This window comes from Brevibacillus sp. MS2.2 (assembly GCF_013284345.1).
Classification (GTDB): Bacteria; Bacillota; Bacilli; order Brevibacillales; family Brevibacillaceae; genus Brevibacillus; species Brevibacillus brevis_C.
This window is the reverse complement of record NZ_JABSUZ010000038.1, coordinates 39981-51273: the sequence shown is the minus strand read 5'-3', so window position 1 is coordinate 51273 and position 11293 is coordinate 39981. Positions and strand designations below refer to the sequence as shown.

Annotated in this window: 8 protein-coding genes and 1 pseudogene; 3 read left to right on the top strand and 6 right to left on the bottom strand. The window is 47.0% G+C overall.

What is annotated here, in order from left to right; translation table 11 throughout:
* From HP568_RS25055 to HP568_RS25045, 3 genes and pseudogenes are all read right to left on the bottom strand, one after another.
* Positions 1-2592: pseudogene (locus HP568_RS25055) on the bottom strand (hypothetical protein); the annotation flags it as partial.
* Between the two features lie 151 nt (positions 2593-2743).
* Complete coding sequence (locus HP568_RS25050; RefSeq protein WP_309142239.1) at positions 2744-3934, bottom strand: BMQ_0737 family morphogenetic spore coat protein; 1191 nt, start codon at positions 3932-3934, stop codon at positions 2744-2746.
* Between the two features lie 120 nt (positions 3935-4054).
* Complete coding sequence (locus tag HP568_RS25045) at positions 4055-4939, bottom strand: glycosyltransferase family 2 protein (RefSeq protein ID WP_048032024.1); 885 nt, start codon at positions 4937-4939, stop codon at positions 4055-4057.
* Positions 4940-5075: 136 nt separating this feature from the next.
* On the opposite strand from HP568_RS25045, the gene HP568_RS25040 reads away from it, so the two are divergent.
* The gene (locus tag HP568_RS25040; RefSeq protein ID WP_048032025.1) at positions 5076-6434 is read left to right on the top strand and encodes a hypothetical protein; all 1359 of its coding nucleotides are present in this window, start codon (positions 5076-5078) and stop codon (positions 6432-6434) included.
* Positions 6435-6494: 60 nt separating this feature from the next.
* Here the strand turns inward: HP568_RS25040 and HP568_RS25035 are convergent, their stop codons facing one another.
* Entirely contained in the window at positions 6495-7580 is a 1086-nt protein-coding gene (locus HP568_RS25035) for a peptidoglycan-binding protein (RefSeq protein WP_254551489.1), read from the bottom strand.
* A 107-nt stretch (positions 7581-7687) separates the two neighbouring features.
* Between HP568_RS25035 and HP568_RS25030 the strand changes: the two genes are divergently transcribed.
* Complete coding sequence (locus tag HP568_RS25030) at positions 7688-8035, top strand: DUF1360 domain-containing protein (RefSeq protein WP_048032027.1); 348 nt, start codon at positions 7688-7690, stop codon at positions 8033-8035.
* 4 nt (positions 8036-8039) lie between these two features.
* On the opposite strand, the gene HP568_RS25025 is transcribed toward HP568_RS25030, so the two are convergent.
* Both HP568_RS25025 and HP568_RS25020 read right to left on the bottom strand, forming a co-directional pair.
* Positions 8040-9227, bottom strand: coding sequence for a glycosyltransferase family 2 protein (locus tag HP568_RS25025; protein ID WP_173630531.1), 1188 nt, complete (start codon positions 9225-9227; stop codon positions 8040-8042).
* Between the two features lie 109 nt (positions 9228-9336).
* Positions 9337-10185 carry a DUF1698 domain-containing protein gene (locus HP568_RS25020; RefSeq protein WP_048032028.1) on the bottom strand — a complete coding sequence of 283 codons (849 nt, stop codon included), beginning with the start codon at positions 10183-10185 and terminating at the stop codon, positions 9337-9339.
* Between the two features lie 222 nt (positions 10186-10407).
* Between HP568_RS25020 and HP568_RS25015 the strand changes: the two genes are divergently transcribed.
* Entirely contained in the window at positions 10408-11238 is an 831-nt protein-coding gene (locus HP568_RS25015; RefSeq protein ID WP_309142238.1) for a hypothetical protein, read from the top strand.
* Positions 11239-11293: the final 55 nt, after the last annotated feature.

The window sequence follows — 11293 nt, the reverse complement described above, 5'->3', positions numbered from 1 at the left end:
CAGCTCTTGTTCGAGACTGAGAAGTTCTTGTTTCCGTGCGTTGAGGTTTTGCGTGAGAGAATGCAGCTCTAACCCCTTAGCCTCGAGTGTTTGCTCATGATCGAGAAGGTCCTGCTCCCGTGCTTGAAGGTTTTTTTCCTGGGAATGCAGCTCTAGCTCTTTGGACTGGAGCTGTTGTTCTTGCGTCTGGAGGTTTTGAGCAAGGGATTGAAGGTCTTGCTCTTGTGTCTTAAGCTTTTGCTCGAGACCGAGAAGTTCTTGTTCCCGTGCGTTGAGGTTTTGTGTTTGAGAATGCAGTTCAAGCTCTTGGGACTGGAGCTGTTGTTCTTGCGTCTGGAGGTTTTGAGCAAGTGATTGAAGGTCATGCCCTTGTGTCTGAAGCTCTTGTTCGAGAACGTGAAGATCCTGCTCCCGTGCATAGAGGTCTTGCGTCAGAGAATGCAGCTCTAGCTCTTTGGACTCGAGCTGTTGTTCTTTCGTTTGCAGATTTTGAGTAAGGGATTGAAGTTCTTGGCCTTGTGTCTGAAGCTTTTGCTCGAGACCGAGAAGTTCTTGTTCCCGTACGTTGAGGTCTTGGGTTTGAGAATGCAGTTCTAGCTCTTTGGACTGGAGCTGTTGTTCTTTTGTCTCAAGGTTATGAGCAAGGGATTGAAGGTTTTGGCCTTGTGTCTGAAGCTCTTGTTCGAGAACGTGAAGATCCTGCTCCCGTGCATGGAGGTCTTGCGTCAGAGAATGCAGCTCTAGCCCCTTAGCCTCGAGTTTTTGCTCAAGAACGAGAAGATCCTGCTTCCGTGCAAGGAGTTCTTGTGCCTGAGAGTGCATCTCTAGTCCTTGTGCTTGTAACGCTTGTTCAAGATCGAGAAGTTCCTGCTGCTGTACTTGAAGTTCTTGTGTCTGAGAATGCAGCTCCAGCTCCTTAGCCTCGAGCTTTTGCTCGGTAACAAGCAGTTCTTGTTCTTTGGTCTGGAGGTTATGCTTTAAGGATTGCAGTTCTTGGCTTTGCCCCTGCAACGCTTGTTCAAGATCGAGAAGTTCCTGCTGCTGTGCTTGAAGTTCTTGTGTTTGAGAATGCAGCTCCAGCTCCTTAGCCTCGAGCTTTTGCTCGGTAACAAGCAGTTCTTGTTCTTTGGTGTGGAGGTTATGCTTTAAGGATTGCAGTTCTTGGCTTTGCCCCTGTAACTCTTGCTCAAGACTGAGAAGTTCCTGCTGCTGTGCTTGAAGTTCTTGTGTTTGAGAATGCAGCTCCAGCTCCTTAGCCTCGAGCTTTTGCTCGGTAACAAGCAGCTCTTGTTCTTTGGTCTGGAGGTTATGCTTTAAGGATTGCAGTTCTTGGCTTTGCCCCTGTAACTCTTGTTCAAGATCGAGAAGTTCCTGCTGCTGTGCTTGAAGTTCTTGTGTTTGAGAATGCAGCTCGAGCTCCTTAGCCTCGAGCTTTTGCTCGGTAACAAGCAGTTCTTGTTCTTTGGTCTGGAGGTTATGCTTTAAGGATTGCAGTTCTTGGCTTTGCCCCTGTAACTCTTGCTCAAGACTGAGAAGCTCTTGCTCCCGTGCTTGAAGAGCTTGTGTCTGAGATTGCAGTTCTAGCCCCTTCGTCTGGAGCTCTTGATTGAGAGTGAGCTGCTCTTGTTCTTTCGTTTGCAGGTGATCCGCTTGAGAATGCAATTCTAACCACTGCGTCTGAAGCTCTTGTTCAAGATCGAGAAGCTTCTGTTCCCGTTTTTGTAGGTGTTGCGTCTGAGCATGCAACTCTTGCTCAAGATCGTGAAGTTCCTGCTCCCGCTGTTCCCAATTTGCGCTTGTTTCTGTATGCTGCTGTAGGTCAGAGAGTGCCTGCTCTTCCCGTGCTCGTGCGTCCTCCAACTGCTGATTCAATGATTCAATTTTGGATAGTTGTTCGTGCTGCCTCATCTGCGCACTCTCAAACTCTTCATTTACATGATCCAAAGCTTGTTTCCATGTAAGCTGTTGCTGCTCCAGATGTGCGATCATGTCTAAATGCTGCTGGCGTTCATGCAGGATCTCCTCGATTTGACTCAGCTGCTGCTGATTTTGCTCGTGTAACTCTTTTTGCCATTGTGCCTCTTTTTGTTCGTAGCTTTGTACACGCCGCTGGAGTAATTCAATATGCTCGCGCAAGTGTGCTTCCTGTGCTTGATGTTTGGACATGATTTCTTCAAGGCGTGGACCTTTTCGTTGCTCTCTGATCTCAGTTTGCAAGCTGTCGATCGAACTCTTTAGTTTTGCCTCTGTTTCCTGGTGGTCGGTTATGGTATTTTCCCGTTGTTTCAGGAGACGTTCGTAGTAGTCGAGCTTGCTCTTCATTTCTTGAAGCATGTCTTGTGAATCGTTTAAGCGCTGCTTCCATTCTGCCCCTTTGCTGTCCAAATCGTGGAGGGTTTGGTTCAATTGTTCAAGCTGCTCTCTATATGCTCCGTTTTTTTGGGACGTTTCCTCTATCTGCTTCTGTAGGTGCCACACTTCTTGCATGAGTTGGTTTGCTTTGTCCTCGTAGTAGTGTGCTTGTTTTTTTAGCAGGAGGAGCTTCTCATTTTCTTTCGGCTTATTCGCATTGGAGATTCTCCTTTTGTACACAGTGTTGTCCTCCTTTTTCCGTCTGGCGTTCCCATATAGACATATGTACGGGGGAAGAATTGGTGCCTGTATTGTAGTGAAGGTTCATCTATAGAAAAAACGGGAGAAGTGCTGGTCTTCTCCCGCCTGATTGGAAACAAATATTTTTTTCTTACGGAGTGGTAATGACAATATCTCCGAACGTGATGCAATCGGCAACCAGTAATTGTTCGTCTGGAACGACTGTAATAGTGCCGCTGAAGACGAGGACACCAGCAGAGTCTGTGAGTGTCAGAATGATCACGTCTGGCAGGCCGATTCCTGTTTCGGCGAGTGTCAGAGAGTAGGTCAGCGTTTCTTGAGCGCCTGTTGCTGTGAATGTCCGTACACCAGTACCTGTTACGACCAGACCTGTCACAATTGGCAGGATAGGCAGTACGGAAATGCATGTCGGAGAGCTGATAGTCGTTGGCGAGAAGCTGAAGCTTTGATCACCAAGGACATCAGGCAGGAGAGCATCAAAGAAGTTAAAGGTAAACGAGCTGCTGGATGGATCGCAGCTTGGGCAGATATCTGCGATGAGCTGAATCGTACCGACGGCAACGGCGAGTGGGATACCAATAGAAATGGAGACGTTTGGTACCAACGCATTGACGGACGCCTGGCAATCGCAGTTGCGTACTGGGAAGATTGGTGGGCATTGTGGCGGGAATGTGATCGGCGGGCAACGGAAAGATGGCGTTGGCGATGGAATTGGAATGTTGTTTGGACGTGGAGCGCAGAATTTCGCCAATACTTCCAGTTTGACTTCTGCTTCTACCTGGATTTCTACGCAGACAATGACGTCGAGTTGAACCATGCCTCCGAGGAGAACAGTACCGGTCGGTGAGCACTCGAAAGCACTGATTCGGCACAAGATATTGTCCTCATCAAGCGGTTCAGGCAGGCAGAGAACGACTTCCTGATCGAATTGCACTGTCGTTGTGAATTCGCAGAGAGGTGTCCCGTCTGCGAAGACGCGAACGAGCACAGTGGCTCCGAACACAAAGCGAACGACTCCGACCCGAACAGTGGTCCCATTGACTGTAATGTTCTCGCGGCGAATACTGACGACTCTGCAAGTAGGACCAGGAGTAACTGGCTCAACGCAGGAGAGCGTGATATCTTGCCCTGCACGAATGGCAGCGTCTACCAGAGCTTGACAATCGTCGGGAAGGGCAATCTTGTTTCGGTAGCTGTTCGCTAATACTACCCAGTCATACACCTTATTGACGCGAATGCACTCTTCCTGCAGGTTGTTCGGTATAGGAGGAGTTGCTGTAGGCGTCGGTGTAGGGAGCTGGCGACCCATAATGGGCTTCACGTGATGTTTCACCGTAAGAATCCTTCCTTTCCTAGGGAGTTTGCTTTGCAGTTACATACTATGTGGGCAACGGGAGTTTGGCATGTTGAGCATGCGCCTATTTTTTAGGTCACTATCTTGTCAGAATGGAATATGAAATTTTTGAAAGAACCAATTGTCGTCGAATTTTCTTTGGGCAGAGTATCGAACACGCTGAGCGGCAGCCCCGCTAGTCAGCACATCATCCGCAATTTCACTGGCATTTGCGTAGAGCACAAGTTTTTTCGCAGCCTCAATCCGCTGCTCGCTAAAATGGCTGTACGCCATTCGAAGCATGTTGTAATAAATGTGCTCATGTGCAACTGTGTAAGGATGAACTTGCCTAAACAAATGCAAGATTTTTACGGATGGCTGGACCATACACGTATAACCGAATAGCCACATTTTGATGGAAAACTCGATATCTTCAAATCCCCATATGCGAAAACCACGGTCAAAACCCCCGACTTTCATAAAAGCTTCTCTAGTGACCAGGAAGCATCCCCCTGGTAATATCGCAACCTGTGCCGGGCCTGTTGGCTTTGGATACCAGGTGATCTCCAACTTTTGATTCAAATTTTGCCCATAACCAATTTTATGTGGCTCCGTCATGGAAGCGATTCCCGGAGCAACGCCATCTGCTTTTTTGGTAAGGATGAGCTCCATCATGCGATCGATCCAAAAGTTTTCAAAAGACAGATGGGCATCGCAAAAAATGAAGTAGTTGCCGCGGGCATGATTCACACCCAGGTTTCTTGCTGCTGCAGCACCAATGCCTTCTGTTGTGATTAATTTTATTTTTTCATTTTGCGCTTGGCCTTGTAAAAAGTGACAACCGTTATCTGTTGAGGCATCATCGACTACGATCACTTCATACGGATAGGTGGTTCTTGTATTTAAAAGGGAAGTGATGGTAGAACGCACATTGTCCCCCTCATTTTTTACAGGAATGATAATGGAGATTAGGGGCATTTGTGAGGTGGGCATATGACCACTCCTTTCTGTAGCATCGTATGCGCAAAGCGCTTCTTCGGAACAGTCATCGCCAAAAATGTTCACTTTGGACACTAGGCATTCATACAATATCGCGGACTGAAGGAAAGTGTCGTGAGGAGAGATGGAAATGGATGTTGAGGTATATTACAGTGGTCAACGTGGCGGGTCCATGCCGTATGCGGCTCTGCCAGCGTTTCGTTTATTTTGCAAGCAAAATGGCTTTCAATTGAAGTGGGATTCGACGAATAAAAGAGTGGACCTGGATTCGGGGTTGAAAGGTAAAGTTTGCGTCCTTTTTACAGGTATCTCTTCAGGAGGGACCGCCTACGAGTGGGAAGTATTGGGGAACGTTCAAAAATTTCTCTCTGATAGCGGGATGGAGGTCGTCTTAAGCCAAAACAATCCGTCTCTGGCGAAAAATACGGATGTCGCCATACGGTTTAGCTTGAAGGAAATGCGGGCCCTGGAAAAACCTAGACTGATTTTCTTTCAGTCGGAGGATGAAAAGCGGCAAGATTTGGTCAAGTGCTTGCGTTCAGAAATGCAGCAGTCAGGAATCCCGTGTCACTATAAAATAACCAAAAACCAAAAGCAACCAACGATCGTTCACATCCAGTTGCAGTTGCCGCTTTATACGGAAGTGAACAAGCGAAAAATTTATGCGGAAAAAATTGCGCTACATTTAGCGTCAGGGGTTTTGGAGTATTTCCAAAATGGATTGCACATTCAACCAATGGCGTTTTTACCACCCAACATTTTAAAGCTGTTTTATTCCACGATGCTCTTTACCTCTGATGAGGAAAGTCAGCAGGGGGCTAATGAAAAGGCATTAGCAGAGGAACAAATCATGATTCAGGAAAGTGACCAGCCGACTGCTGAGGCCAGTGACTCAAATAGAGAAGGAATCAGCGAATCAGACAGTGAACGGGAAGAGCTGTTGATCTTGGCAGAGGAAGAACTGCTCGAACAAGTAGTGACCATTCATCCGGTCGAAGAAGTGCCTGAACAGGTTGAAATTCGTACAGCGGCAGAAGTGTATTTTGATTACACATTGATTCACTCTGAATCAGTTGAGAAGCCGTACCTGTTGATTGGGACACTTCAGGTGAAGAATACGGGGAATGTAGAACTGAAAAATCCAATCGTTTGCCTGCGTGTCTCGCCTGTCGATTCAATTAAAATGGGAGGGCAGGTATTGCCACCGAAGCTCGTGGAGACGATGGCCGTGCAAGGTACATCGGGCTTAAAAGGATGGAGATACTTGGAAGACGATTGGTTTGCCCAAGCGATGGAGAGAGGGGAATACTGGATAGCGCCGATCCAACCCGTAACCATTACACCGGAATCGACGGAATCGTTCCAAAACTTCCAGATTTCTTTTATGAAACAAGAAACGGGGAAGGGAATCGTCGTCGAGGGTGTCGTGCTGTGCAACGATCAGACGGTACACTTTTCCGCCAATAACCGGATCGCCGTGTCTTTCTAATAGGGAAGAAAAGCCACCATTTCAGTAGAAATGATGGCTTTTCCGTTCCGCTCCGCGCCTCTATTTTTTCAAGAACATTTGCACGAACGTCTTCCCGTGCGGACCGCCATTCACAACAGCAATGGCTACGTAGTCGTATGTCGGACTCATGATATTGGTTTTGTGCCCGGAGGAATTCATGAACATTTGATGAGCGCTGCTTACAGAGTGGTTTTGAGCAATATTTTCAGCAGCAGCTAAATAGCGAATACCAAAAGTATCCATCATTTGAAACGGTGAGCCGTAAGTGGGAGAGGTGTGGCTAAAGTAACCTTTGCTTACCATCTCTTGGGCTTTCACACGTGCAACGTTCACCAACTGCATGTCCACTTGATAGGGTGCGAGTCCGCGGCTGGTGCGCTCTTGATTCACGAGCTGAACCATTTCTTTTTCCTCAGCCGTCAAACCAGCGGGAAGAGGAACTTGCGTGTCAGCACCAGGGTTTTGTGGTTGCTCAGGCTTGCTTGGTGTTACGGGAGTCGTTGGATTTGTTGGCGTGGTTGGCTTCGTATCTGGCCCGGGCTGCACTGGGTTGTTCTTGTATTGCGTTTGAATGGCCGTATAGGTTTTGGCATCAGCTTCACCAGTCAACGGTTGTTTATTGCGCGACTGGAATAGCATGACGGCAAAGCGCGTAGATTCATCGTAATAACCCGAGGCAGTTACTTTGTATCCGAGGCCAGCGAGCATCTTTTGCAATTGCTTCACGTTCTCACCGCTAGCACCCAATTTCAGTGTAGCGTAATCATTGGACTCAGCAGGCTTGCTAGGCTTAGAAGGTGTGCTTGGCTGTGTCGGCTGCTCTTGCTTGCGAGCTTGGTACACGCTCTTCAGTTTATCGTAAGTGGTTTTGTTTACAATTCCGGTTTGCGGTAGCTTGTATTTTTTCTGAAAAGCTTTGACGTTATAAACTGTGTAGCTGTTGTATGTCTTGTCCACTACCAGCTTGTAGTCGTAATGGAGTGCATCGAGCATCTTTTCCACTTCAAGCACGCGCGAGCTCTTCATCCCTTTTTTCAAAGAGGTAAAGCTTGTTTTCGCAAATGCAGGTTGTCCGATCATGGTTACGAGGACGGACAGGGAAAGGATGGTTGCCATTTTTTTCATGTTGCGATTCATCTCATCACGCCTTTCTCTGGTTTGTCGCATCACAATGGTACTAAATGTGGAACAAATGAGAAAAGCACAAAATATTGGAAAGAGGTGGGGGTGGAATGTTTGACCTCTCTTGGATCGACCTAATCATTCTCGTGCTGGCAAGCTTTCGTCTCACGCATTTGATTGTTTTTGATGAGATCACGTCTTTTCTGCGAAACCCATTTTACCAGGTGTTATATGTACCCGATGAGTCGGGGCAAATGGTCCGGGACTTTCAATTTAAAGGAGGGAGGTTGCGCCAATGGATAGGCAAATTGTTGAGCTGCCATTGGTGCGTGGGAATTTGGGTGGGAGCTTTGGTTGTTGGGTTGTATATGTATGTGCCAGCCGCCTATCCTTTGTTGCTCCTGCTTGCCATAGCCGGAGCGGCGGCTGTCATTGAAACGAAGCTATATACGAGTTGAATGGTTAACTCCTTGAAAAAGTTCTGTACACGATCACTTCGTCATACGAAAGTGGAATAATCTCTTCGGCCATGTATCCCCCCACGATTCTCTGCTGGACTTGAGGGGTGCTCGGTACACCGACACTGGAAGAAGCGATGTCCACACGAATCGTCGTGGCATTCGGATCGAGTGGAATTTCGAGGACAAAGGTGGGTTTATCAACGGTAAAACTTTTTACTTTTACGCCATTCACGAGCGCAGTCAAAACAATGGGCTTTGGCAATTTTACGGGGGAGCCAGGGATTTTGCCCTTCACTAACAACATTTGAGCTGGCGCAGACGGATCTGATTCCACAATTGCGCGCAGGACAGGAGGCGCCCACAAGTCCATTCCCCGATTCATGCTTGTGATTCTGGTTGTATTAGATGGAAAGGACTTATAGAGCCGCAACAGGTCGAGTACACCCATGCCTTTGTATTGTGGAACATACGATATCCAATGGCTGGGGATGGACGAATAATTTTTCGCAAGTGATCGCAATACTTCAGGTACGCCGACAGAATGCCATTGCGTAGCTGATTTGCAGGTCGTGTGGATTCGGGCGTTTCCTAAGTAGTGAGGCACATAACCGATGGGATAAAATTTGGCGATGCGCATCCACAGGTCGTAATCCATGCAAAATTGCAATTTTTCATCCACGCCCCCCATATGCCTGAAAACGTGGGTCCTGATGAAAGCGGATGGCTGGCAAATCACGCAGCTCTGATACAACTTCTTGGAATCAGCTTGTTCTGACGGGTAGGTGGTGGATACTTGACCGTACTCGTTCATCACCTGGCAATTGCCGTGAAGCATTCCCCAGCTCGGGTTACTCGCAAAAGCGTGAACAGCCATGTTGATGGCGCCGGGTACATAGGTGTCGTCTGAATTCAGCCAGCCAATGATTTCCCCTCTTGCCATTGCCAGACCTTTGTTCAGCGCATGAGACTGTCCGCGATCCGGTTCGGAAATATAACGGAAGCGCGGATCTTTTTGTGCATATTCTTGCAAGATGGAGAGCGTATCGTCAGTCGAGCCTCCATCTACCACGATATGCTCAAGGTTTGCATAGTCCTGGGTCAATATGCTATTTATCGTCTCACGAATAAACCGGCCTTGGTTGTAAGAGGGGGTAATGATACTCACTAATGGTTGCTGTGAGTGGGACACGAGATTCACTCCCATCTTTCCATCATAAAAATGCATGCACTACCTTCAGACTATGAAAGAATGGAAAAACGGGTACACAAGCATGGTTGATCTTGTGCACCCGATTTCATTACAAATAGTCTGGAATGATCCCTGGATTGCGGAAAATACGGAGCAATTCCGCGTGACAGTTAGGGTCGATCGAGCTGCCAGGAATGGCTCTTGCCACGAGGCTGATACGACCTGCATCGTAATTGTTTATTTTGCCAGAGGGGATGGTCCGAACCGATTCAGGAATAACTTCAAACAATGTGCCCTTCAGCATCTCCTCAATGCAGAGGACGGATGGTAACCACCAAGTCGTATCGTCCCTATAAATCCGGTTCATTTGTCCAGGAGCTCCGTTGTAGACCATGATCGATTGGTTTGTATCCAAAATACAGGCAGTTTCCAACAAGAGGTGCCCACCTGGTTTAATCACGCTTCGGCATTGCGACAATGTCCACATTGGATCACGCAGATGATAGAGCAGTCCAAGATGCTGGACGACATCAAATTGATTGTGCCGTATTTGTTGAGGAAATGGCAGTGGTTCTATAAAATCGTCCATCAGTAAAACTTGCAGCCCTTCCCATAGTTTATAAGGGCTGGTATTGTACAGCGGCAAAACTTTGCTTTGCAGGATGTTCTTGCAAAACTCGAAATTCAAATAGAGTGGCTGCATACAGTCCGTAGCTACGACAAGACTCGCCCCTCTTTGCTCCGCTTCAAACGCCCACATTCCGTCAAAGCTAGCGAGATCAAGGACGCGTTTCCCCGAATATTGGATGTATTCTCTGGATTGTCTCGTCATATTCCATATACCTTCCAGAAGCGTAATCCCGGGTGTGACAATACCGGGTCGCAGCGCGATCTTATGGTACCACCGCCGTTTGCTGATCTCATCGAGAATTTCCTGATCTGTCCAAAATCTTCCCATCGACATGTCCCCCTTCATTGCAGAGTGCTTGCCCTATACGATATGTTCGGACTTTGCTGGGGGAAATGATATAAATGCATTAATTTCGTCCCCATCAAGTGTAAAGTTGCTTGCAAGCATGCAGGTTTCCGGAAAAGAGGCATATGCCCGTTTCTCGTTGTCTTTCACTTACATAAAGTATGGGGAGAAAAAGGAGGCGGAAAGAGTATGCCCTTGCCTATCGTGATCATCCATCGAGGGGACGATGATTATCTCACATACAGCTTGCAGCAAGCGAAAATAAGTAATCCCCATTCGCCCGTCTATCTGATAGGGAATGGAGGAAACCGAAGGTATGCGATGAACGGCGTTATTCACGAAATGATAGACGATTACATGCATGGCGCTAGTGAAATGACGAGAGTCTATAAACATATTCATTTCATGCCCTATGAGTACAATCTGTTTTGTTTTCAACGATGGTTTATTTTGTTGACGTTTATGAAAAAGCATCAGATTTCGAAATGCTGTTATATCGATACGGATGTCATGCTGTTTACCGACGTGAACCATCCGCGCTTTAACAACTTTATGATGGAATTCGTATGGACCAATTTCTTAGATAGGCAGAAGCTAGAACAGTTTTGCGAATTTATGACATCTCAGTTTGCCAATCCGATATCCTTTGCGAAAGTCGTCCATTTCACGATGCAGAGAAAGGAACATGTCCGATTCAATCAGCCTTTAATTACAGATATGGTGCTGGCCTTGCTGTTTCTTGGACAATTCAAGGGTTACCAAATGACGAACGGCTTGTTTCATGATGGCTTTATTGACGGCAATATTCAGCAGTCTGCTTCGGTGGAGAATTTGTATGGCTTTAAGAAAATTTACTCGATAAATGGAGTCCTGTGCTGCAAGGATAAGGCATCGAATCTATATCTGCCGTTGTTTTCTCTTCATTTTCAAGGATACACGAAGCACCATATGAAGTTTTTCACGGCTCCCTATCTCCCGCAAGCAGGTTCTTATATTTTCGATTATATTTCGAATCGTTGGATTCAGTTTCTATAGGCTTCTATCATTCCTCGTGTTATTTGACCATTTTCATTGGACGATAGAGCATCGA

Bases quoted from the DNA above. Each gene is read 5' to 3' on its own strand.
- HP568_RS25020 (WP_048032028.1), bottom strand. From the start codon at position 10,185: ATGGGAAGATTTTGGACAGATCAGGAAATTCTCGATGAGATCAGCAAA.
- HP568_RS25040 (WP_048032025.1), top strand. From the start codon at position 5,076: ATGGATGTTGAGGTATATTACAGTGGTCAACGTGGCGGGTCCATGCCG.
- HP568_RS25035 (WP_254551489.1), bottom strand. From the start codon at position 7,580: ATGAAAAAAATGGCAACCATCCTTTCCCTGTCCGTCCTCGTAACCATG.
- HP568_RS25045 (WP_048032024.1), bottom strand. From the start codon at position 4,939: ATGCCCACCTCACAAATGCCCCTAATCTCCATTATCATTCCTGTAAAA.
- HP568_RS25030 (WP_048032027.1), top strand. From the start codon at position 7,688: ATGTTTGACCTCTCTTGGATCGACCTAATCATTCTCGTGCTGGCAAGC.